We start from the raw sequence: 23,117 nt of genomic DNA, 5'->3' as shown, positions 1-23,117 counted from the left end.
GGTCGCCGCCTTAATGCCGCGCCAGCAGCGCCACGATGACCAGGGCAAGGATCGCGCACAGCACCTTCCAGAAGGTCACGGGATCGCGGTCGTGCAGCGATTTGCGGGTCGTCACGACGGCGCCGGCCCAGGTCGCGCCGTTTTCCAGCTCGTGCGCGAACTCGATGACGTCTCCGAAGCGTTGCGCGGGCTCGACGCTGAGCGCCTTGCCGATCACGGCATCGAGCCAGGCCGGCAGGTCCGGCCGATAACGTGACAGCGGCGCCGGCTTGCCGAAGCGCGGCCGCGAGAACGGCTCGATCTCGCCGAACGGATAGTTCGCGGTGAACATGCGGTAGACCGTGACGCCGAGCGCGAACAGGTCGGAGGCCTCGTCGCCGGCCTTGCCGGCGAACAGCTCGGGCGCCATGTAGCTCGCGGTGCCCGGAATGTCCTCGGCGGGAAAATCCTCCAGCAGCGGCACGCGCGCGACGCCGAGGTCTACGAGACGCAATCCGCCGTCCTTCGCGAGGATCACATTGTCGGGCTTGATGTCGCGGTGGATGATGCCGGCGCGGTGCAGTGCCGTCACCGCGCGCACCAGCTTGGTTGCGATTGCGATGCCCTCGGTGAGCGACAGCCGTGGCGCACGGTTCAGCCGCTGCTCCAGCGTCTCGCCCTCGTAGAGCGGCATCGCCGAATAGAGCCGGGTCTGCCGCTCCGCCGGCACCTCGATGATCTCGCCGATCCACAGGCTGCGCACGCGCGCGGCAACCCACGCCTCGCGCACGAAGGCGAGGCGATAAGAGCCTTCGCTTGCGACCCGCGGATGCGGAAACTTGAGCACCACCTCGCGGCCGGCCCGCTTGTCGGTCGCCTTGAACAGGCGGCTGTAGCGTCCGTCGGACAGTACGTCGCCAAGTGCGAAATCGTCGATCGTGTCGCCGCTGTCAGGCAAATCGAGGATCGGCAGCGTTGCGATCGCAAGGGTGAGATCGTTGCGATCCGCCGGCGGCAGGTCGACGACGTCGAGCACCAGCGCGGTCGTGTTGTCGCTGCTGCCGGCCGCGAGCGCGGCATCGACGATGCTGCGCGCCGATTCGTCTGGCGGCGTGCGTTCTTCCAGGAGCAGCTGCAAGCGGGAATCGGCGAGCGCGCCGTGTATCCCGTCGCTGCAGATCAGGAGGCGGTCATGCTGCCGCAGCCCGACGGACGTATAGTCGAAGCGGGCGAACTCCTCGAATCCGATGGCGCGGCTCAGCATATGGGCGAGGTCGCCGCGGCCGGCGATATGATCCTGCGTCAAACGTTCCAGCCGTCCCTCGCTCAGGCGATAGGCACGGGTGTCGCCGATATGGATCACATGGCATTGCCGTCGTGACAGGATAATCGAAGAGAACGCGCAGGCCATGCCGCTGCGCGCGGCGTCGACACGGCCCTGGCCGTAGATCCAGCTGTTGGCGGCTTCCAGTGCCCGCGCGGCGCGGCGGCGCACGCCGAGCGTCTCGGGCAGTGAGTAATAGGCGTCGATGAAGCTGCGGACCGCGACCTCCGCGGCCTCGCGCCCGCCCTTGTGGCCGCCGACGCCGTCGGCGACCGCGGCCACGACGTCGCGATGAAGCGTGCCCGGCTGGCCGAGGCAGGCCGCGACATAGTCCTCATTGGCGGCGCGCTTGCCGGTCTCGCTGGCAAAGCCTACGCGAACGCCGAGATCCCTTTGCAGGTCTCGCGGCAAATGTCGTTGCGCCCCGTTCGCCACGTCCGAGCCCGTCCTCTCCCAAAGGGAGCCGTCAGACGCGCGCTCCCGACACTGCGCCCCAGGTGGTGCGCCAGCGTACCTTGACCATGGCAAGTCCGATGAAGCCAAGCAACGCCAGCGCGCCGAAGAACAGGAAGCCGGCGCCGAAGCCGCCGGTCATGCCCTTGGCGTAGCCGAGCGTCTGCGCCAGGAAGAAGCCGCCGACGCCGCCGGCGCAGCCGACAAGCCCGGTCATCAAGCCGATCTCGTGGCGGAAGCGCAGCGGGATCAGCTGGAATACCGCGCCATTGCCCATGCCAAGCGCCAGCACGCCGATCGAGAACAGCAGCACCGAGACCCAGGCGATGCGCGGCAGCTCGGTCAATGCCCAGCCGCCGGCAGCCGGCGCAGTCGGGCCCTCCGGCATGAAGGCGATCACGAGATAAGCGGCGACGACGACGCCGAACAGGATCGACAGCGAACGGATGCCGCCGATGCGGTCGGCGATCATGCCGCCGACGGGACGGAATCCCGAGCCGAACGCGACGATCAGCGCGACCAGCATGCCGGCCGCCACGCCCGAGACATGATACTGCACGGTGAAATAGAGCGGCAGCGCGTTGGCGAGGCCGACGAAGCCGCCGAAGGTGATGAAGTAGAAGAACATGAACCAGCGGCTGTCGGAATCCTTCAGCAGCGCGCCATAGGCCTTCAGCGAGATCTTCTTGCGTTCGCCCGGCGCGTCCTTGGCCGCGAACGCGTAATAGGCGAGCACCATCAGCATCGGAATCAAGAGGCAGCCGAACACGGCCTGCCAGCCCCAATGTTCGGCGATGCTCGGTGCGAGCAGCGTGTCGAGCACGACGCCCATATTGCCGGCACCGGCAATTCCCATGACCACGCCCTGATATTGCGGCGGGTACCAGCGGCTGGCTTGGGGCAGGGCGACCGCGAACGAGGCGCCGCCGACGCCGAGCGCAAGCCCGAACAGCTCGATCGCGAGCTTGCTGGTCAACCCGAAATGCCACACCGACGCGGTCGCGGCGATGACGACGAGCTGGGCGATGATGCCGGTACGCTTGGCGCCGATGATATCGGCGAGGATGCCCATCGGCACGCGGAGCAGCGCGCCGGCGAGCACGGGAATCGCGACCAACGTGAACTTCTCGTTCACGGCCAGATTCATGTCGCGCGCGATGTAGACGATCAGCGGTCCGAGCGCGACCCATGCCATGAAACTGATGTCGAAATACAGGAACGCAGCGAGCAGGGTCGGCCAGTGACCTGCCTTCTTGAACTCGGTTAGCTTCATCGCACGCGTCTCGCGTTGATGCGGCAGGAGCAGCCGCAAAATCGCGACTATCCCGGGCGCAGATAAAATCGAATGTGGGTGAATGCGTGAGTGCGCTCGTCGTTGAGGCGCACTCCGTCAACCGAAGGGGTCAGCAATTGCCGTGCCATCGAATCGATGGCGTCGCTTTTTCTTGCAGTCGCAAGGCGTTGCAGCGAGATCGCGGGTAGCATCCGTGCGCGGGATTGGCGAGGCTTGCAGCAAGCGCCGCCGCGCAAGCGCGCACGCTGATGCTTTCTTGTGCGATACGCATGTCGGCATGCGATCGCGTGCCGGGGACGGGCTCGCGATCATGATCGCTGCTGTTGATGCTGTGATGCACAAGAGATCATCGGCGTGGCTAAAAATTCGGCCGGCGGTCCGCGCGCCGCGGCGACCGGCAGATTCGGGCTCGTCGGAAACCCGTTGATTTTGTTGTCAGATTCGTCCGTCGGGGATTGGCACGCGTTTTGAATATCAATTAGTAACGGAACATCGATCGTCATTGAGGACGGTCTGCGCCCGCGGCTGGGCTTCCTAACAACTCCAAACCTTTATTGGTGTCGATCAACGACGCGCGCCGCGTCGCTGAGCACAGCCGTCGGAATTGAAAGGCAGACCATGCTCGACAAGGTGACCAAGCAGAAGCTCGTGGTGATCGGGAACGGAATGGCCGGTATCCGCACGGTGGAGGCGCTGCTGGAGCGCGCGCCTGATCTCTACGACATCACCGTGTTCGGCTCCGAGCCCTACGGCAACTACAACCGCATCCTGCTGTCGCCTGTGCTCGCCGGTGAGAAGACCGTCGACGACATCATGCTCAACACCGTCGACTGGTACGAGGACAACAACATCACGCTGCGCAAGGGCGAGACGATCTCGATGATCGATCGTCGGACCTGCGAAGTCGTCACCGATGCCGGCGATCGCGTGCCCTATGATCGGCTGCTGATCGCGACCGGCTCGAATCCGATCATGCTGCCGCTGCCGGGCAAAGACCTGCCGGGCGTGATCGGCTTCCGCGACATCTACGACGTCGATCGCATGATCAAGGCCTCGACCGACTATCGCAATGCCGTCGTGATCGGCGGCGGCCTGCTCGGCCTCGAAGCCGCTAACGGGCTGATGAAGCGCGGCATGAACGTCACGGTGGTGCATCTGCTCGACACCTTGATGGAGCGCCAGCTCGATCCGGTCGCCGGCGGTCTGTTGCGCAAGTCGCTGGAGGAGCGCGGCATGGTGTTCAAGATGCCGGCGCAGACCCAGGCGATCCTGGGCGAGGAGCGCGTCACCGGCGTGCGCTTCGGCGACGGCACCGAGCTGCCGGCCGATCTCGTGGTGATGGCGGTCGGCATTCGCCCGAACTTCGAGCTCGCCAAGAAGGCAGGACTCTATTGCGAGCGCGGCGTCGTCGTCTCCGACACCATGCAGACCTATGACGGTCGCATCTATGCGGTCGGCGAGTGCGTGCAGCACCGCCGCCAGGTCTACGGCCTGGTGGCGCCGCTGTTCGAGCAGGCCAAGGTCTGCGCCAACCACCTCGCGATGAAGGGCTTCGCCACCTATGACGGCTCGGTCACGTCGACCAAGCTGAAGGTCACCGGCATCGACCTGTTCTCGGCCGGCGACTTCGCGCCGGGGCCGGACAAGGAGGAGATCGTGCTGCAGGACGCCAATCGCGGCGTCTACAAGCGCATCATCCTGAAGGACAAGAAGATCGTCGGTGCCGTGCTCTACGGCGACACCATCGACGGCCCCTGGTACTTCCAGCATTTGCGCGACGGCACCGACGTTTCGCATATGCGCGAGCGCCTGGTGTTCGGCGCGGCCAATCTCGGTGAGGGCGGCGTCAGCGGCCAGAACTCGGTTGCCGCGATGAGCGACGAGACCGAGATCTGCGGCTGCAACGGCGTCTGCAAGGGTGCGATCGTCAAGGCGATCTCTGAGAAGAAGCTGTTCACGCTCGACGACGTCCGCGCCCACACCAAGGCCTCATCGTCCTGCGGCTCCTGCACTGGCCTCGTCGAGCAGGTGCTGGCGTTCACGCTCGGCGGCGACTATTCGGCGGCGCCGAAGGTCAAGCCGCTGTGCAAATGCACCGATCACAGCCACGACGACGTCCGCCGCGTCATCGTCGAGCAGCAGCTCAAGACCATTCCGGACGTGATGCGCTTCATGGAGTGGAAGACGCTGAACGGCTGCCATTCCTGCCGTCCGGCGCTGAACTACTATCTGCTGGCGACCTGGCCCGGCGAGTATCGCGACGACCAGCAGTCGCGTTTCATCAACGAGCGCGTCCACGCCAACATCCAGAAGGACGGCACCTATTCGGTGGTGCCGCGGATGTGGGGCGGCGTCACCACCCCGAGCGAGCTGCGCGCGATTGCCGACGTTGCCGAGAAGTTCAACATTCCGACGGTGAAGGTCACCGGGGGCCAGCGCATCGACCTGCTCGGCGTCAGGAAGGAAGACCTTCCGGCGGTCTGGGCCGACCTCAACGATGCCGGCATGGTGTCGGGTCATGCCTACGCCAAAGGGCTGCGTACGGTGAAGACCTGCGTCGGCTCGGAATGGTGCCGCTTCGGTACCCAGGATTCCACCGGCCTCGGCGTCAAGCTCGAGAAGTTCATGTGGGGCTCGTGGACGCCGGCCAAGGTCAAGCTCGGCGTCTCCGGCTGCCCGCGCAACTGTGCGGAAGCGACCTGCAAGGACGTCGGCGTGGTCTGCGTCGATTCCGGCTACGAGATCCATTTCGCCGGTGCCGCCGGTTTGCACATCAAGGGCACCGAGTTCCTGACCAAGGTCGAGACCGAGGACGAGACGCTCGAGGTGATCGTGGCGCTGACCCAGCTCTATCGCGAGGAGGGCTGGTATCTCGAGCGCATGTACAAATGGTGCGACCGCGTCGGTCTCGAGCAGATCAGTAAGCGGGTGGTCGACGACGTCGCCAACCGCAAGGCGCTGTTCTCCCGTTTCGCTCATTCGCAGCAGTTCGCGCAGACCGATCCGTGGGCCGAGCGCGCCAGCCGCGGCGTCGACCGCAACGAGTTCGCGCCCCTTGCCGAATTGGAGCTCGCATGACCAGCTGGATCGAAATCGGCGCGCTCGACGACATTCCGCGGCTTGGCTCGCGCGTGGTGCGCACGCCGGGCGGCAACATCGCGGTGTTCCGGACCGAGAGCGACGAGGTGTTCGCGCTCGACGACCGCTGCCCGCACAAGGGCGGGCCGCTGTCGCAGGGCATCGTGCACAACAAGCGCGTGACCTGTCCGCTGCATAACTTCGTCATCGAGCTGGCCAGTGGCCAGGCAGTCGCGCCCGACGAGGGCTGCACGCATACCCATCCGGCCAAGGTCGAGAACGGCATTGTCTGGCTGTCGGTGCGGCAGGCGGCTGCGGTGAGCTGAGCGGTCAGGCAATGCCGGTCAAGACCACGTGTCCTTATTGCGGTGTCGGCTGTGGCGTCATCGCGTCGAAGGACGCGGTGGGTGTGGTCCGGGTCGAGGGGGACGAGGAGCATCCGGCCAATTTCGGCCGGCTCTGCAGCAAGGGCTCGGCGCTCGCCGAGACCATCGATCTTGACGGGCGTCTGCTCGAACCGATGATTGATGGCGTCCCCGCCACATGGGACGACGCGCTCGCTCGTGTCGCCGACGGCTTTGGCCGGGTCATCCGCGAGCACGGGCCCGATGCGGTCGCGTTCTATGTGTCCGGTCAGCTGCTGACCGAGGACTATTATGTCATCAACAAGTTCGCCAAAGGCTTTGTCGGCACCGCCAATATCGACACCAATTCGCGGCTGTGCATGGCCTCGAGCGTCGCGGGGCACAAGCGCGCGTTCGGCAGCGACACCGTGCCGGGCTGCTACGAGGATCTCGAGCAGGCGGATCTTTTGGTGCTGGTCGGCTCCAACGCCGCCTGGTGCCATCCGATCCTGCATCAGCGCATGCTGGCGGCAAAGGAGAAGAACCCGGCCTGCAAGATCGTGGTGATCGATCCGCGTCGCACCGCGACCTGCGAGGGCGCCGATCTACATCTGCCGCTGCGCTCGGGCAGCGATTCCGTGCTGTTCAACGGGCTGTTCGCGTTCCTGGCCGGCAGCAATGCGGTCGATCGCGGCTTTGTCGGCAATTGCACCACGGGCGTCGTCGACGCGCTCAAGCAGGTCGGCGGACAAACGCTGGCGCAGACCGCTGCGACCTGCGGCCTGAGCGAAGGCGCGGTCGGGCTGTTCTTCGACTGGTTCACGAAGACCGAGCGCGTCGTCACGCTGTATTCGCAAGGCATCAATCAGTCGTCGAGCGGCGTCGACAAGGTCAACGCCATCATCAACTGCCATCTCCTGACCGGCCGCATCGGCCGCCCCGGCATGGGGCCGTTCTCGCTCACCGGCCAGCCCAACGCGATGGGCGGCCGCGAGGTCGGCGGGCTCGCCAACCAGCTTGCCGCGCATATGGAGATCGAGAATTCAGCGCACCGCGAGCTGGTGCAGCGGTTCTGGCGCGCGCCTGTCATTGCGGAGAAGGGTGGGCTGAAGGCGGTCGATATGTTCGACGCCATCGCCGACGGCCGCATCAAGGCGGTATGGATCATCTCGACCAATCCGGTGGTGAGCCTGCCCGATGCCGACCGCGCGCGTGCCGCGCTCGACGCCTGCGAGCTCGTCGTGGTGACGGATTGCATGCGCGACACCGACACCATGCGCCATGCCGACGTGTTGTTGCCGGCGCTGGCGTGGGGCGAGAAGGACGGCACCGTCACCAATTCCGAACGCCGGATCTCGCGGCAGCGGCCGTTTCTGCCGGCGCCGAGCGAGGCGCGTGCCGACTGGCGCATCATCTGCGACGTCGCGCAACGCGTGGGATATTCCGGCTTCGACTACGCCTCGGCCGCCGAGGTGTTCCGCGAGCACGCCGAACTCTCGGGCTTCGAGAATGACGGCAAGCGTGATTTCGACATCTCGGCGCTGGCTGCGCTCGACGACGACGGCTATGACGCGCTGGCGCCGGTGCAGTGGCCGGTGACATCGGAGCATCCGGACGGCACGCCGCGGATGTTCGAGAGCCAGCAATTCTTTACGCCCGACCGCAAGGCCCGCTTCGTGCCGGTTGCACCACGCGCGGCGCGCAACGCGACCAGCCGCGACTTTCCGCTGGTGCTCAACACCGGGCGCGTCCGCGATCAGTGGCACACCATGACCCGGACCGGGAAAACCGGACGGCTGCTGTCGCATATCTTCGAGCCCTACGCCGAATTCCATCCCGAGGATGCCCGACAGGCCGGGCTGCAAAACGATGGGCTGGTGCGGCTGACGAGCAGTTGGGGCGAGATGATCGCGCGCGTCGTGGTCAGCTCCGACCAGCGCCGCGGCTGCGTGTTCGTGCCGATGCACTGGAACGAGGAGTTCGCCGGCGAGGGACGCGTCAACGCGCTGGTCAATCCGGTCGTCGACCCCGTGTCTGGTCAGCCGGAGTCGAAGCACACGCCGGTCAAGGCCGATCCTTACGCGCCGAAATGGCATGCCTTCATCCTGAGCCGCGACGCCATCAAGCGTCCGGCGTCGGGCTATTGGGTTTACGGCAAGGCCGGCGATTGCACGCGGCTGGAGCTCGCGCTCGACACCCGCCCGGAAAGCTGGCGCGACTGGGCGAGGGCGCAACTCGGCCTCGAAGGCGTCGAGATCGAATGGATGGCCTATCGCGATCCCGCCGCAGGACGCTTCCGCTACGCAGCCGTGCGCGATGGCCGGCTCGATGGCTGCGTGTTTATCGCGCCCGATCACACGCTGCCGTCGCGGGCCTGGCTGACCGGGCTGTTTGCGGAACAACAACTCTCGGCCAATGCGCGGATGTCGTTGCTCGCAGGGCGGCCGTTCGGGGCCGGCGAGGATGTCGGCCCGATCGTCTGCTCCTGCTTCAGCGTCGGACGACACCAGATCACCGCCGAGATCAGGAAGGGCGCCGACAGCGTCGATGCGATCGGCCGCTGTCTGAAGGCCGGCACCAATTGCGGTGGCTGCAAGCCCGAGATCGGCAAGCTGATCGGCGCCACCGCGCAGCCGCGCCAGGCGGCGATCGCGTCCTAGCAGCCGCGGCAGATGCTCTTCAGCTTGCTGTTGAGCAGGCGGTCCTCCTCGTCGGAGGCCGCATTGGTATAGACATCGTTGCCGTGGCGCGCGTCGCCGGCAAATCCGCCGCCGCGAATGGCGCCGCCGGCATGCATGCCGTGGCTGTGCCCGCCGCCATGGCCACGGCCGCCGCGTGCGTCAACCGGCGGCATCGCGGCCGCAACCAGCGTCAGCAGCCCGACCATCATGATCGTCCGCATGGTGTCCTCCTCGCCGCGGCAGGATACCGTTGGGGCCGAGGCAATTCGGTGTCGGCCATCTTCACAATTTCGCTTGGCGGCAATCGGCGCGATTCTCGCGGCAGGTTCCCGCCAGCGCGTCTTACATAGGCCGTTCGGGGATAGCTTCATGCCGACAATGCAGTGCTCGCGGGACCAAAATGGTGTATCGGCAAGCTCTGGCGCGCCCCCGACACGGGCAGGACACGGTCCGGCGCCGGGTAATCAAGATTTAGCAAGATTTCGGAGGAACGTTCATGTCGGCTCTGCCACTTTCGGGCATCAAAATTCTCGACCTGACGCGGGTGCTCGCGGGGCCGCTGTCGGCCCAGATGCTGGCGGATCTCGGCGCCGAGGTGATCAAGATCGAGCGGCCCGGCGGCGGCGATGACGCCCGCGCCTTTGGCCCGCCCTATCTCGCGGATCCCGAAGGCAAGGCGAACAACAACAACTCGTTCTACCTCTGCGCCAACCGCAACAAGAAGTCGGTCACGGTCAATATCGCCAAGCCCGAAGGGCAGGCGATCATCCGCGAGCTCGCCAAGTCGGTCGACGTGATGATGGAGAACTACAAGGTCGGCGACCTCAAGCGCTACGGCCTCGATTACGAGACGATCAAGCAGCTCAACCCCGGCATCATCTATTGCTCGGTCACCGGCTTCGGCCAGACCGGCCCGTACGCTACGCGCGCCGGCTATGACGCGATCCTGCAGGCGATGGGCGGCCTGATGAGCGTGACCGGCCATATCGACGGCGAGCCCGGCGCTGGCCCGATGAAGGTCGGCCCCTCGATCGTCGACTACATGACCGGCATGAACACCTCGATCGGGATTCTGTCGGCGCTCTACCATCGCGACGCCAATAACGGGGAAGGGCAGCATGTCGACGTCTGCCTGTTCGACACGGTGATCGCCTCGCTGTCGCACTGGCTGCAGATCTACCTCGTCAACGGCAACATGCCGCCGCGCCGCGGCACCTGGGGCAATGGCGGCATGCCGGCCGGCGTGTTCCGCTGCACCGACGGCGAGCTGATGCTGGTGGTTGGCAATGACGGCCAGTTCCAGCGCACCTGCGCGGTGCTCGGTGAACCCGAGCTCGCCAACGACAAGCGCTTCGTCAAGAACAACGACCGCGTCGTGCACGGCAAGGAGATCATGGCGATCTTCGCCGGCCTGTTCCTGAAGCAGCCGGTCGCCTACTGGCTGGAGAAGCTCGAGGAGGCCGGCGTGCCGTCAGGCCCGATCAACAATTTCGAGCAGGTGTTCAGCGATCCGCACGTGCAGTCGCGCGGCATGCGGGTGAAGGTCGACCATCCCTTCGAGCCGAACCTGTCGCTGATCCGCAATGCGCTGACCTTCTCGGGCACCCCGATCACCGACTACCGCGCCCCGCCGCTGCTCGGCGCCGACACCAAGGACGTGCTGGCGACCATCGGCTACGACGAGGCCAAGGTCGAAGGCCTGAAGGCGCAGGGGATTTTGTAGAGGGGATTGGAGTCGTATCAGCGCATCTATCACCGTCATCCTGAGGTGCGAGCGGAGCGAGCCTCGAAGGATGAACGGCCCGGCTGGTGGCCGTCGATCCTTCGAGGGCCGCTGAAGGAGCGGCCACCTCGGGATGACGGTGATGGAGCGGTCCGCTGCATCAACACTTCGACATCTATCGAAACATCATTGACATCCACCTGCTAGATTGGCGCCATCGATCCCTCATCGAAGGTGCCAAATCATGAAACGGGAAGTGGTCCGCGTCGAACCGATCTCGAGCTGGCTGGAGCGCTGGAAGGCGCCGGCATCGGCGGTCACGCGCGCCGGCAATATGGTGTTCGTCTCCGGCCTGCCGCCGTTCGATCCCGCAACCGGCGAGATCGCCGCCGGTGCCTCGATCGAGCGGCAGAGCGAACTCGTCATGGAGCAGCTCAAACAGTGCCTCGCGGCCGCCGGCGCCTCGTTCGACAACGTCATGAAGTGCAACATCTTCTGCACCTCGGCGAAGCACTTCGCGGCCTTCAACGCGATCTACCGGAGATATTTCGCGGATGATCTGCCGGCGCGGATATTCGTCTGCATCCCGGAATGGACCGGGCCGTTCGACATCGAGATCGACTGCATCGCGATGGTGTGAGGCGCGAGGCCTCACAGATCCTGGCGCGTCAGCCGGCCGTGCACCAGGACCGGCCGCGCGGCCGGCTTGCTCGGCATGTCGCCTATCGTCAGCGCCATCACGGAGACCGTGACCACGCGGTCGATGATGGCGCGGACGTCGTCGAGGTCGCATTTGCCTTCCGACAGCCGCAGCAGGCGTTCCTTCTCGCGGATGGTGTGGTGCGCCATCGCGAGCGCGAAGTGCAGGCCCCAATAGAGCTCGGTGTCGTCGCGGCCGGGCATCGCGCGGCGCATCGCCGCGGCGAATTTGCGCAGATGGTCGACCTCGCGATTCTTGATGCGGCGGATCGGCGGCACCGATTCGATCGAGGCGCGGATCATGAAGCGCGCCGCGGTCGAGCCCTCGCGGTCGGGCCCGAGGCAGCCGCGCAAAGTGGGGCCGACGAGGGCGCGCATGATGTCCTCGATCGCGGCGCGGCCGCCGCCGGCATCTTCCGCCGCCCTCAATTCATTGAGACGCTCGCGGTTGGTCTGGATGCTGCGGGTGACGAACAGCTCCGCGATCAATTCATCCTTGGAGCCGAAATGGTAGTTCACCGCCGCGAGGTTGACGTTCGCCTCCGCGACGATGTCGCGCAGCGTGACGTCGCCGAAGCCGCGGTCGGCATAAAGCCGTTCGGCGGCGGCGAGAATGGCGGATCGGGTGTGGTCGCTGGCCATGGCTGAGAGCCTTTCAGTCGGTCCGCGCGCGATGCGCGGGAACGACGAAGACGACAGGGAGTTGCATTTCAAACATTTGTATGAAACTATCGTTTGAAGAGCCGGGAATGTCAATCCGCTGCGTGCGGGGCGTCATTCTGGCACACCACCGCCGCCTGTTCCGCGAACGCCCTTGCGAGCCGCGGAGGCGGGGTCGACAATGTTGCCAACCGGCCCAGTTCAAGGCCCAAGTCTAGGAAACGAGGAGCGTCCCATGGATTTCACGATGTCGCCGAAGCAAAAGGAGTGGCTGGAGCGCGTTCAGGTTTTCATGAAAACGCATGTCCGCCCGGCCGTGCCGATCTATGACAAGCAGGATGCCGAAGGCCCGCGCTGGAAGGTGATCCCGATCCTCGAGGATCTGAAGAAGAAGGCGAAGGCCGAGGGCCTCTGGAACATGTTCATGCCGCCGTCCTCGCATGAGGACGACGAATTCCACGGCGCGGGATTGACCAATCTCGAATACGCGCTGCTGTCGGAAGAGATGGGTCACATCTCCTGGGCCTCGGAAGTCTTCAACTGCTCCGCCCCCGATACCGGCAACATGGAAGTGTTCATCCGCTACGGCACCAAGGAGCAGAAGCGCAAATGGCTGCGCCCGCTGATGGACGGCGAGATCCGCTCCGCCTTCCTGATGACCGAGCCGGCGGTTGCATCCTCTGACGCCACCAACATCGAGACCCGGATCGAGAAGGACGGCGATCACTACGTCATCAACGGTCGCAAATGGTGGTCGTCGGGCGTCGGCGATCCCCGTTGCAAGGTCGCGATCCTGATGGGCAAGACCGACTTCAACGCCGCCAAGCACCAGCAGCAGTCGCAGATCCTGGTGCCGCTCGACACGCCCGGCATCAAGGTCGAGAAGATGCTGCCGGTATTCGGCTTCGACGATGCACCGCACGGCCACGCCCAGGTGCTGCTCGAGAACGTCCGGGTGCCGAAGGAAAACATCCTGCTCGGCGAAGGCCGTGGCTTCGAGATTGCGCAGGGCCGTCTCGGCCCGGGCCGCATCCATCACTGCATGCGCACCATCGGCCAGGCCGAAGAGGCGCTGGAGAAGATGGTGAAGCGGCTCGCCTCACGCACCGCGTTCGGCAAGAAGATCATCGAGCACTCGGTCTGGGAGCAGCGCATCGGCGAGGCCCGCACCGACATCGAGATGAACCGCCTGCTGTGCCTCAAGGCCGCCGACATGATGGACAAGGTCGGCAACAAGACCGCGCAGGCCGAGATCGCGATGATCAAGGTCGCAGCTCCCAACATGGCGCTGAAGATCATCGACCAGGCGATCCAGGCGTTTGGCGGCGGCGGTGTCTCCGACGACGCCGGGCTCGCGAAGGCCTATGCCCACATCCGCACGCTGCGGCTCGCCGACGGTCCGGACGAGGTGCACAATCGCGCCATTGCCAGGCTTGAACTTCGGAAGTATGCAAACACGTCGCACTGAACATGATGCGGAACGCATGGCGTTCGCGCGCACATCGTGCTCAGAATGAAAAGCGAGATCAGGCTGGCGTGCCAGCCTGATCGAGGGAGCGCCGGACGGCTCTCCATAAAAACTGAGGGAGCGTCATCGTGGCGGACGGCGTCAGGAAAGACGAAGAATTTTCCGGAACACGGGAAGTCGAGGAGCGTCATCGCGTCAACGAGGCGAGCCTCGATGCCTGGATGAAGGAGCACGTCGAGGGCTATCAGGGCCCGCTCAAGGTCCTGCAGTTCAAGGGTGGCCAGTCCAACCCGACCTACAAGCTCGAAACCCCCGGCCGCAACTATGTGATGCGCCGCCGGCCGTTCGGTAAATTGTTGCCGTCGGCTCATGCGGTGGATCGCGAGTTCCGCGTCATCGCGGCGCTCGGCAAGCAGAATTTCCCGGTCGCGAAAGCCTACGCACTGTGCACCGACGATGCGGTGATCGGCTCGGCCTTCTACATCATGTCGATGGAGGAGGGGCGGGTGTTCTGGGATCCGACGCTGCCGAGCCAGGAGCCGGACGCGCGGCGCAAGATCTTCACCAGCAAGATCGAGACGCTGGCCAAGCTGCACATCCTCGATCCCGAAAAGATCGGCCTTGGCGATTTCGGCAAGCCCGGCAATTATTTTGCGCGCCAGGTCGATCGCTGGACCAAGCAGTATCGTGCGTCCGAGACGCAGCATATTCCGGAGTTCGAGAAGCTCGCCGAGTGGCTGCCGAGGACGGTGCCGGAGCAGAAGCGCGTCTCGGTCGTGCATGGCGACTATCGGCTCGACAACATGATCTTCCACGCCACCGAGCCGCGGGTGCAGGCGGTGCTGGATTGGGAATTGTCGACGCTCGGCGATCCCATGGCCGACTTCACCTATCTGCTGATGCAGTGGACGATGCCGGGCCTTGCCAATGCCGATCTCAAGGCGTTGAACATTCCGAGCCAGGACGAAGCCGCGCAGATCTATTGCAACGTCACCGGCATGGCTGTGCCGGATCTGAACTGGTACTTCTCCTACAATCTGTTCCGCCTCGCCGGCATCACGCAGGGCATTGCGGGCCGCGTCCGCGACGGCACCGCCGCGAATGCCAAGGCGCTCGAGTCGGCCGCGCGCACCGTGCCGTTGTCGAAGGCCTCGTGGGAATACGCGCAGAAGGCCGGCGCAACCTGATCCGAGAATGCGGCGCGATCCCCCAGGGTTCGCCCGCTTCTGCGTCATGCGGCATGTTTCCGGATTGTAGCCATCTGTGACTTGAGTTCGCGACGCCGCTTTGGCAAGTCAGTCCGGTCAACGCCCGCCCTGGTCCTGATCGGACACTTTCATTTTGCCCCTTTCCCCGAATCTTCGCGGCAGCCTGTTCATGGCTGCGGCCATGGCCAGCTTCACGGTCAACGACACCATCACCAAAGCGGTGTCGGTGGACCTCAACATCGGGGAGATACTGCTCGTCCGCGGCCTGGTCGCAATGGTGTTGGTCGCAGCGCTCGCCTGGCACCGCGATGCGCTCCGCAGCTTCAGCGCGTTGTTGATCTGGCCGGTCGGCCTGCGCGTGCTCGGCGAGATCGGCGGCACGCTGACCTATCTCTCGGCGATCGCGCAGATCCCGCTCGCCAACGCGTCGGCGATCTTCCAGGCGCTGCCGCTGGTCATCACATTGGGCGCGGCGCTGGTGTTGGGCGAGCCGGTCGGCTGGCGGCGCTGGCTTGCGATCGCGGCCGGCTTCATCGGCGTGCTGGTGATCGTCCGGCCCGGCGCGGAGGGCTTCAGCCAGGCTGCGCTGCTCGCGCTGGCCTCGGTCGGCTTCTGCGCGGTGCGCGATCTCGCCACCCGCCGCATCCCGAAGAACCTGCCGACCGTGTTCATCACGCTGCTCACCACCGTGACGGTGACGACGGCGGGCGCCGTCGTGCTGGTGCCGCTCGGCGGCTGGAAGGCGCCGTCCGGCCACGCGCTCGGCCTCCTCGCATTCGCGGCGGTGCTGATCCTGATCGGCTATCAATGCATCATCGTGTCGCTGCGCACCGGCGACATCTCGGCAGTGGCGCCGTTCCGCTACACCGCGCTGCCGTGGGCGATGCTCACGGGCTATCTCGCCTTCGGCCACAGGCCCGACGGCCCGATGCTCGCGGGCGCTGCGATCATCGTCGCTTCCGGCCTGTACGCCTTCTACCGCGAGCGCAAGCGCGACAAGCTCCGACCCGCCGCGACGGGGCCGGGGTTGCCGCCCGATGGGCTGTGATCCATAGATGATCCGCAGGATGGGTGGAGCGCAGCGAAACCCATCATCGCGCCGCGGATACAAGGGGATGGGTTTCGCTTCGCCCTACCCATCCTACGCAATCACCCACCGAGTTACTTCGCGCAATGCGCGATCAGCCGCGCGACGAAATCGCCGCAAGCCACGAGCTGCGACATCTCCACGAACTCATCCGGCGTATGCGCCTGCGCGATCGAGCCGGGGCCCACCACGACGGACGGCACGTCCGCCATGCTGACGAACAGGCTGGCCTCGGTGCCGAACGCGACCTTGGCGTGGTCGTTGCGGCTGGCAAATTGCTTGGCGAGCGTGACGATGGCAGCGTCTGCGGCGGTGTCGAGCGCGGGGTAATCGAGGATCTCCTCGAAATCGATGCCGCAGTCGGGATGCCGCTTGCGCATTGCCGGCTCGATCTCGGCCTTGGCCCAGGCGACGATCGCGTCCGTCACCTCTCGGGACTCGGTGATGCCGATGCCGCGGCATTCGAATTCGACGATGCACTGATCGGGCACGATGTTGAGCGCGGCGCCGCCGTGCACGATGCTGGTCAGCAGGGTCGAGTGCGGGACGTCGTAGAGACTGCCTTGTTCGGCATCCGCTGCGAGCAACACGGCGCGGCGGCGGATTTCCGTGATCAGATCGGCGGCGAATTCGATGGCGTTGACGCCGTCGGGTGCGATCGAGGAGTGGCGCGCGAGCCCGCGGAACGTGGCGCGCACGCCGTGCTTGCCCTTGTGCCCGATAATCACCTGCATCTGGGTCGGCTCGCCGACGAAACAGCCGAGCGGCCTGATCGGCTTGCGTGCGACCTCGCGCAGCATCGGCCGCACGCCGACGCAACCGATCTCCTCGTCATACGAGATTGCAAGATTGATCGGCGTCTTCAGATCGGCCGCGAGCATTTCCGGAACCATCGCGAGACAGACCGCGACAAAGCCCTTCATGTCGGTGGTGCCGCGGCCGTACAGCCGCCCATCGCGTTCGACCAGTTCGAACGGGTTGTGGGTCCAGACCTGTCCCGCCACCGGCACGACATCGGTATGCCCCGACAGAGCCAGGCCCGCTCGGTCCTCGGGGCCGACCGTGACCCACAGCGAGGACTTCTGTCCGGTGTCATCGACGATGCGCTGACTGCCGACGCCAAGCGAGGCGAGATAGCGCTCGATGTAATCGATCAAAGGCAGGTTGCTGCGGTCGCTGACCGTGTCGAACGCGACGAGGTCAGCCAATAGCTTGCGGATACGGTCGGGACGTTGATTTTGCATTGCCTGTTCGTTTTGCAGGGATTGTGGATCTGCGGGCGATCTTGCCAGCGAAGTATAACAGCTGGTTTGCCCGCCGGGGCCAAGCAATATCCGGGCCGGGCCGGGGCGCAAGATGGGTAGAGCGCAGCGAAACCCATCGACTTTGATCCGCGCGGAGGCACGACCATGTCGCCAGAACGCGAGTGATGCGTAGAACCGTAGGGTGGGCACGGCGCATACGCGCCTTTGCCCATTCTACGCACTCGGACGAAGATGCCGCGAGGATGCTGGCGTATGAATCGCAGGCCGCGTCTCACACTCCGCGTCGTCCCGGCGAAAGCCGGGACCCATTACCCCAAGATGCGAATTGTTACGTGATGCTGTGGCCACGGCGTGTTTCCAACAACACAACCCTGTGGTTATGGGTCCCGGCTTTCGCCGGGACGACGTTGTGAATGTAGAGTCGTCCGGGCCGTCGCTGGGATGACCACTGGAGAACACCGTTGCTAGATCGGCTTGCCCGTATACGGCATCGATGCGGTGAGGCCGCCGTCGACGGGGATGGCCTGGCCGTTGACGTAGGACGCCTCGTCGCTCACCAGGAACAATCCCATTGCTGCGAGCTCGTGCGGCTGGCCGGGGCGCTTCAGCGGATTGAGCTGGCCGATCTTGTCCTGGGTGCCGCGCTCCTTGGCGCGATCGAACACTGGCTTGGTCATGCCGGTTTCGATCAGGCCCGGGCAGACCGCATTGATGCGCACGCCGGTGCCGGAGAGCGAGTAGGCGGTGGTCTGCACCAGGCTGATGACGCCGGCCTTGCTCGCGCCGTAGGGATGTCCGCTGGCGCCGGACTTCAGGCCCGCGACCGATGCGGTGCAGACGATCGAGCCGGATCCCTGCCTGGTCATGTGCGGGATCGAATGCTTGATCGCGAGGAACGGGCCGATCAGATTGACGCGCAGCACCTCCTGCCAATGTTCCGGAGTCTGGTCGGCCAGCGGCACGAGGCCGCCGCTGACGCCGGCATTGGCCCAGATCGCATCGAGCTTGCCGTACTTCGAAACCGCCTTCTCGATGAAGGCCTTCACGTCGCTCTCCGATCCGGCATCGGCGGTGACGGCTTCGACGGTGCCGCCGGCATCGCGCACCAGCCTGGCGGTTTCGTTGACGCCATCGGTGCGATCGACCGCGATCAGCTTGGCGCCTTCCTTCGTGAACAGCAGCGAGGCGGCGCGGCCGATGCCGCTTCCTGCGCCGGTGATGATGACGGATTTGCCTTCGAGGCGGCCCATGAGTTTCTCCCTGTTCACATGATCCGTGGCACGCCTGCCGCGCGACGGAATTCAAACAAAATTTCAAACGTCAGAAGCACTTGAGACGATGTGCGGCGTGACGTACAGCGTGACGGGACACTATTGAAGGGCTCATCCGATGTCCAATCCAGAGAAGCCTAACGTGACGGTGACGCGGTGGTGGTGGGTTCGTCATGCGCCGGTGCGCAGCGACGGCGGCAACATCTACGGGCAGGAGGATATCGACTGCGACACCGGCGATGTCGAAGTGTTCGAGGCGGTCGCCAAGATGCTGCCGCGCAACGCCGTGTGGTATTCGAGCAATCTGAAGCGCACGCACAAGACCGCGGATGCGATCTGGGCCGCCGGCTATCCGAAGCCCCAAGGCATGACGCAGGAGCGCGACTTCGCCGAGCTGCATCTCGGCCGGTGGCAGGGCATGAACCGCGCCGCATTTCTCGCCAGCCGCCCGCCCGGCAGCATGTGGTTCGCCGACGTCAACGAGCCTGCGCCCGGCGGCGAGAGTTTCATGGATCTCTACACCCGCGTCTGCCGCACCATCGTGCGGATCACCGCAGCCGAGGCCGGCAAGGACATCATCGCGGTCGGCCATGGTGGCGTGATCAGGGCCGCGGTCGGTCTTGCACTTGGCGGCCAGCCGGATCGGGGTCTGTCGTTTGATATCGACAATGTCTCGGTGACGCGGCTCGATCACATCGCAGCGCCCAACCTGTCGATGTGGCGGCTGCCGATGGTGAACCAGCAGCCCTGGATCGCCGATCCCAGACACGCCGCGATGCACCAGCCGTCCGGACCCGAAGTCAGGCCGGCGAGCAAGCTTGCATGATTGCTGCTATCGCAACACGACACCGCTGCCTAAGCTCAACACAGAATTCAAACACCTTACATCAGGGAGAAAACCATGACCTTGTTCGACATGAAGGGAAAAGTCGCCGTCATCACCGGCTCGACGCGCGGCATCGGGCGCGCGATCGCCGAGCGGATGGCCGAGCACGGCGCCAAGGTCGTGATCTCCTCGCGCAAGGCTGATGTCTGCGACCAGGTCGCCAAGGAAATCAATGACAGCTACGGCAAGGGCACCGCGGTTGCGATCGCCGCGAACATCTCGTCGAAGGAAAATCTGCAGAACCTGATCGACGAGAGCAACCGCGCCTTCGGCAAGATCGACGTGCTGGTCTGCAACGCGGCGTCGAACCCGTATTACGGTCCGCTCGCCGGCATCTCCGACGATCAGTTCCGCAAGATCCTCGACAACAACATCGTTGCCAACAACTGGCTGATCTCGATGGTGGTGCCGCAGATGATCGAGCGCAAGGACGGCTCGATCATCATCGTGTCCTCGATCGGCGGCCTGAAGGGCTCGACCATCCTCGGCGCTTACGCGATCTCCAAGGCTGCCGACATGCAGCTCGCGCGCAACCTGGCTTGCGAGTACGGCAAGCACAATATCCGCGTGAACTGCATCGCGCCGGGCCTGATCAAGACCGACTTCGCCAAGGCGCTGTGGGACAATCCGGACAATCTGAAGGCCTCGACCGCGCGCTCGCCGCTGCTGCGGATCGGCGTGCCGGACGAGATCGCGGGCGCAGCCGTGTTCATGGGCTCGCGCGCCGGCGACTTCATGACCGGCCAGACGGTCGTCATCGACGGCGGCGCGACGATCAGCTGACGCAAAGCGTCATCCCGGGGCGCGTCAGCGCGAACCTCAGATGCGCAATTGCGTATCGGGGGATCTCGATGTTGTTGCGCGAGATTCCGGGTTCCGCCCTGCGGGCTGCCCCGGAATGCTCGCCTCACTCCACCGCGGCGTACACGCCGTTGCGCACCAGCGAGCGGGTGTATTCGCGCTGGCCGGGGCCCTGCATCATGAAGACCACGATCAGGTCTTCGCTCGGATCGATCCAGAAGAACGTGCCGGCCATGCCGCTCCAGAAGTACTGGCCGACCGACCCGGTGAACGGCGCGACACCCTGCTGCATGCGCACGGCGAAGCCGAGGCCGAAGCTGTGGCCGGGCGACACCAGCGTGCCCTGGACCTTGACGCCGGCGCCGAGGTGATCGGAGGCCATGAAGGCAAGCGTCTTGCGGCCGATGATTCTGGTGCCGTCGAGCGCACCGCCATTGAGCAGCATCTGCGCGAAGCGGGCATAGTCCATCGTGGTCGAAACCAGTCCGCCGCCGCCTGATTCCATCGCCGGCTTCTCCAGCATGTTGAACAACTGCACCTTCTCATTGGTCCAGGGATCGTTCGCAAAGGCCTCGGCGAGCCGGCCGGCATTGGCTTCGCCGGTGTGGAACGCGGTCTCGTTCATTTGCAGGGGGCTAAGGATGCGCTCAGTGAGGAACGCGCCGAGGGTCTGGCCGCTGACGACTTCGATGATGCGGCCGAGGATGTCGGTGGAGCGGCTGTAGTTCCACTCTGCACCGGGCTGGCAGACCAGCGGCATGGCCGCGAGCATAGTGGCGTGCTCGGCATTGGTGATCTTGCGGCTGCGCAGCCGCGACTGCTGGTAGAGCTGCTGCACCGGGCCGTTGCCGGTGTGGTCATAAGTGAGCCCGGACGTGTGGCGCAGCAGGTCCTGGATCGTCATCTGCCGCTGCACGGGAACGAGCTCAAGCTTACCGTCGCGTTCGACGCCGACCTTGGTCTCGGCGAATTCCGGGATGAACTTCGCGACGGGGTCGTCGAGCAGGAAGTGGCCGTCCTCGAGCAGCTGCATGATGCCGACCGAGACGATCGGCTTGGTCATCGAGAAGATGCGGAAGATCGAGTCATGGGTCATCGGCGCAGATGCAGTCGGGCCTTGCCGGCCGATCGCGTCGAACCAGCCGATCTGGCCGCGCCGCGCCACCAGCACCGTGAAGCCGGGTGCGGTTCCCTTGTCGACCTCGCGCTTGAAGGTATCGGACATCGCCTGCAGCCGCGTGCTCGACAGCCCGATCGATTCGGGTTTGGCGAGAGGGAGGGATGGGGTGGTCGGGCTGGCGGCGTGCTTGGTGGCGGTCTGGGCGTTCATGGTCTCTCCCTGGTTCTTGATTCTTGCGGCGGAGCGCCGACGTGGAGTGATGGCCGAAGTCTGGCGCAGAAGTTTTGCAATGAACAGAAGCTTCACCGCTTCGCCCTTGCAAACCGGCCATGCCCTGTGCTTGAAACGGCGCGAACCGGCGGCGACGCTGGTTCCCTGCAGGAGTGTAGCTCAATTGGTAGAGCACCGGTCTCCAAAACCGGGGGTCGCAGGTTCGAGCCCTGCCACTCCTGCCAGCTTTTAGCTAACAATTTGAATGCCTTGGCCGAGGTCATGGACTCCGGCTATGATCATTTTCGGCTATTTGATCAACGGGCAGCCGCCGTCCTTCAGCGGCCGGAACGCCTGGTCGCCGGGCACCTCGGCGAGCACCTTGTAGTAATCCCACGGCGCCTTCGATTCCTCGGGCTTCTTGACCTCGAACAGGAACATCGAGTGCACCATGCGGCCGTCCTCGCGCACCACGCCGTTGTCGGTGAAGGCGTCGCGCACCGGGGTCGCGCGCATTTTCGCCAGCACCGGCTTGGTCTCCTTGGTGCCGGCGGCCTTCACCGCGTTGAGGTAGTGCAGGGTGGCGCTGTAGGTCGCGGCCTGGTTCATCGTCGGCATCCGCTTCATGCGCTCGAAGAAGCGCTTGCCGAAGGCGCGGGTGCGGTCGTTGAGATCCCAGTAGTAGGCCTCGGTGATGATCAGGCCTTGCGCGAGCTTCAGCCCGAGGCTGTGAATGTCGGAGATGAACATCACGATGCCGGCGAGGTTCTGCCCGCCCGCGACGATGCCGAATTCGGAAGCCTGCTTGATGGTGTTGATGGTGTCGGCGCCGCCGTTGGCCATGCCGATAATCTTGGCCTTCGAAGCCTGGGCCTGCAGCAGGAATGACGAGAAGTCCGGCGTGTTGAGCGGATGCCGCGCGCTGCCGAGCACCTTGCCGCCGGCGGCGCGGACCACATCGCCGGTGTCGCGCTCGATCGAGTGGCCGAACAGATAGTCGGCCGTGATGAAGAACCAGCTGTCGCCGCCGTTCTTCACGATCGCGCTGCCGACGGTGTGGGCGTTGGCATAGGTGTCGTAGGTCCAGTGCAGCGTGTAGGGCGAGCAGGATTTGCCGGTGATGTCGGAGCTCGCCGCATCCGTCACGATCATGATCTTCTCGAACTGCTTCGACATCTCCATGCCGGCGAGCGCAGTCGCCGAGGTCGGCATGTCGATGATCATGTCGACGTTCTCCGCCTCGTACCATTTGCGGGTGGTGGTCGCGGCGACGTCGGCCTTGTTGAGGGCGTCGGCGGTGACGAGCTCGATCGGCTTGCCGAACATGGATCCGCCGAACTCCTCGACCGCCATCTTGGTGGCTTCGACGTTCCCGGCGCCGCCGATATCCGCGTAGACGGACTGGAAATCGGTCAGCACGCCGATCTTGAGCGTCTGTTGTGCGAGCGCAGGCCCTGCCAGCACTGCTGCGATCAGGCCGGCAGCGGACAGAGTTGTGACGATGGATTTCATTGTGATGTGCCTCCCCAAGGCGGTGTTCTTATCGGTTTGTCCGACAAAGCTAGA

General features: G+C 65.0%; 19 protein-coding genes and 1 tRNA gene. 11 read left to right on the top strand and 9 right to left on the bottom strand.

The annotated features are described in order from the left end of the window. Nucleotides 1–10 precede the first annotated feature (10 nt). The 3 genes from FNJ47_RS03525 to FNJ47_RS03515 form a co-directional block, all read right to left on the bottom strand. Nucleotides 11–1,738: a bifunctional protein-serine/threonine kinase/phosphatase gene (locus FNJ47_RS03525; protein ID WP_347341605.1), complete on the bottom strand. Its 1,728-nt coding sequence runs from the start codon at nucleotides 1,736–1,738 to the stop codon at nucleotides 11–13. A 31-nt stretch (nucleotides 1,739–1,769) separates the two neighbouring features. Next, nucleotides 1,770–3,029 carry an MFS transporter gene (locus FNJ47_RS03520; RefSeq protein WP_163150658.1) on the bottom strand — a complete coding sequence of 420 codons (1,260 nt, stop codon included), beginning with the start codon at nucleotides 3,027–3,029 and terminating at the stop codon, nucleotides 1,770–1,772. A gap of 329 nt (nucleotides 3,030–3,358) precedes the next feature. Then, nucleotides 3,359–3,553, bottom strand: a complete 195-nt coding sequence (locus tag FNJ47_RS03515; RefSeq protein WP_163150656.1) for a hypothetical protein — start codon at nucleotides 3,551–3,553, stop codon at nucleotides 3,359–3,361. A 115-nt stretch (nucleotides 3,554–3,668) separates the two neighbouring features. Between FNJ47_RS03515 and nirB the strand changes: the two genes are divergently transcribed. The 3 genes from nirB to FNJ47_RS03500 are packed head-to-tail and all read left to right on the top strand — an operon-like array spanning nucleotide 3,669 to nucleotide 9,132. Further along, entirely contained in the window at nucleotides 3,669–6,128 is a 2,460-nt protein-coding gene (gene nirB / locus FNJ47_RS03510) for a nitrite reductase large subunit NirB (protein WP_163150653.1), read from the top strand. Next, nucleotides 6,125–6,454 carry a nitrite reductase small subunit NirD gene (nirD, locus tag FNJ47_RS03505; RefSeq protein WP_146991496.1) on the top strand — a complete coding sequence of 110 codons (330 nt, stop codon included), beginning with the start codon at nucleotides 6,125–6,127 and terminating at the stop codon, nucleotides 6,452–6,454. The genes nirB and nirD overlap by 4 nt, the downstream gene beginning before the upstream one ends. Nucleotides 6,455–6,465: 11 nt before the next feature. Next, nucleotides 6,466–9,132, top strand: a complete 2,667-nt coding sequence (locus FNJ47_RS03500) for a nitrate reductase (RefSeq protein ID WP_163150651.1) — start codon at nucleotides 6,466–6,468, stop codon at nucleotides 9,130–9,132. On the opposite strand, the gene FNJ47_RS03495 is transcribed toward FNJ47_RS03500, so the two are convergent. Further along, nucleotides 9,129–9,374: a hypothetical protein gene (locus FNJ47_RS03495; protein ID WP_163150649.1), complete on the bottom strand. Its 246-nt coding sequence runs from the start codon at nucleotides 9,372–9,374 to the stop codon at nucleotides 9,129–9,131. The genes FNJ47_RS03500 and FNJ47_RS03495 overlap by 4 nt on opposite strands. Before the next feature lie 275 nt (nucleotides 9,375–9,649). Here FNJ47_RS03495 and FNJ47_RS03490 point away from each other — a divergent pair, with 275 nt between their 5' ends. Both FNJ47_RS03490 and FNJ47_RS03485 read left to right on the top strand, forming a co-directional pair. Then, a complete protein-coding gene (locus FNJ47_RS03490) occupies nucleotides 9,650–10,876 on the top strand; it encodes a CaiB/BaiF CoA transferase family protein (protein WP_163150647.1) in 1,227 nt (408 codons plus the stop codon). A 244-nt stretch (nucleotides 10,877–11,120) separates the two neighbouring features. Next, nucleotides 11,121–11,516 (top strand): RidA family protein, encoded by a 396-nt coding sequence (locus FNJ47_RS03485; RefSeq protein WP_163150645.1) that lies wholly within the window; start codon nucleotides 11,121–11,123, stop codon nucleotides 11,514–11,516. Nucleotides 11,517–11,527: 11 nt separating this feature from the next. On the opposite strand, the gene FNJ47_RS03480 is transcribed toward FNJ47_RS03485, so the two are convergent. Continuing rightward, on the bottom strand, nucleotides 11,528–12,217 hold the full coding sequence (locus FNJ47_RS03480) for a TetR/AcrR family transcriptional regulator (RefSeq protein WP_163150643.1): 690 nt from the start codon (nucleotides 12,215–12,217) through the stop codon (nucleotides 11,528–11,530). Nucleotides 12,218–12,470: 253 nt separating this feature from the next. Here FNJ47_RS03480 and FNJ47_RS03475 point away from each other — a divergent pair, with 253 nt between their 5' ends. The 3 genes from FNJ47_RS03475 to FNJ47_RS03465 all read left to right on the top strand — a co-directional run bounded on the left by FNJ47_RS03475 (nucleotide 12,471) and on the right by FNJ47_RS03465 (nucleotide 15,959). Continuing rightward, complete coding sequence (locus FNJ47_RS03475) at nucleotides 12,471–13,703, top strand: acyl-CoA dehydrogenase family protein (protein ID WP_163150641.1); 1,233 nt, start codon at nucleotides 12,471–12,473, stop codon at nucleotides 13,701–13,703. Between the two features lie 128 nt (nucleotides 13,704–13,831). Beyond that, nucleotides 13,832–14,890, top strand: coding sequence for a phosphotransferase (locus FNJ47_RS03470; protein ID WP_163150639.1), 1,059 nt, complete (start codon nucleotides 13,832–13,834; stop codon nucleotides 14,888–14,890). Between the two features lie 154 nt (nucleotides 14,891–15,044). Continuing rightward, nucleotides 15,045–15,959, top strand: coding sequence for a DMT family transporter (locus FNJ47_RS03465; protein ID WP_163150637.1), 915 nt, complete (start codon nucleotides 15,045–15,047; stop codon nucleotides 15,957–15,959). 113 nt (nucleotides 15,960–16,072) lie between these two features. On the opposite strand, the gene argE is transcribed toward FNJ47_RS03465, so the two are convergent. Together argE and FNJ47_RS03455 are read right to left on the bottom strand one after the other, a co-directional pair. Further along, on the bottom strand, nucleotides 16,073–17,242 hold the full coding sequence (gene argE / locus FNJ47_RS03460) for an acetylornithine deacetylase (RefSeq protein ID WP_163150635.1): 1,170 nt from the start codon (nucleotides 17,240–17,242) through the stop codon (nucleotides 16,073–16,075). A gap of 485 nt (nucleotides 17,243–17,727) precedes the next feature. Beyond that, on the bottom strand, nucleotides 17,728–18,513 hold the full coding sequence (locus FNJ47_RS03455) for an SDR family NAD(P)-dependent oxidoreductase (protein ID WP_163150632.1): 786 nt from the start codon (nucleotides 18,511–18,513) through the stop codon (nucleotides 17,728–17,730). A 139-nt stretch (nucleotides 18,514–18,652) separates the two neighbouring features. Between FNJ47_RS03455 and FNJ47_RS03450 the strand changes: the two genes are divergently transcribed. Beyond that, nucleotides 18,653–19,360 (top strand): histidine phosphatase family protein, encoded by a 708-nt coding sequence (locus tag FNJ47_RS03450; RefSeq protein ID WP_163150630.1) that lies wholly within the window; start codon nucleotides 18,653–18,655, stop codon nucleotides 19,358–19,360. A gap of 75 nt (nucleotides 19,361–19,435) precedes the next feature. After that, complete coding sequence (locus FNJ47_RS03445) at nucleotides 19,436–20,203, top strand: SDR family NAD(P)-dependent oxidoreductase (protein WP_163150628.1); 768 nt, start codon at nucleotides 19,436–19,438, stop codon at nucleotides 20,201–20,203. A 124-nt stretch (nucleotides 20,204–20,327) separates the two neighbouring features. Here the strand turns inward: FNJ47_RS03445 and FNJ47_RS03440 are convergent, their stop codons facing one another. Next, nucleotides 20,328–21,551: a serine hydrolase domain-containing protein gene (locus FNJ47_RS03440; RefSeq protein ID WP_163150626.1), complete on the bottom strand. Its 1,224-nt coding sequence runs from the start codon at nucleotides 21,549–21,551 to the stop codon at nucleotides 20,328–20,330. Nucleotides 21,552–21,720: 169 nt separating this feature from the next. Here FNJ47_RS03440 and FNJ47_RS03435 point away from each other — a divergent pair. After that, a tRNA-Trp gene (locus tag FNJ47_RS03435) sits at nucleotides 21,721–21,796 on the top strand. A gap of 64 nt (nucleotides 21,797–21,860) precedes the next feature. On the opposite strand, the gene FNJ47_RS03430 is transcribed toward FNJ47_RS03435, so the two are convergent. Beyond that, nucleotides 21,861–23,063 (bottom strand): ABC transporter substrate-binding protein, encoded by a 1,203-nt coding sequence (locus tag FNJ47_RS03430; protein WP_163150624.1) that lies wholly within the window; start codon nucleotides 23,061–23,063, stop codon nucleotides 21,861–21,863. Nucleotides 23,064–23,117: the final 54 nt, after the last annotated feature.

Origin of the sequence: Bradyrhizobium uaiense, from assembly GCF_010811875.1 — a bacterium.
GTDB lineage: Bacteria > Pseudomonadota > Alphaproteobacteria > Rhizobiales > Xanthobacteraceae > Bradyrhizobium > Bradyrhizobium uaiense.
The sequence above is the reverse complement of the archived record's forward strand: the minus strand, read 5'-3'. Positions and strand labels throughout refer to the sequence as shown.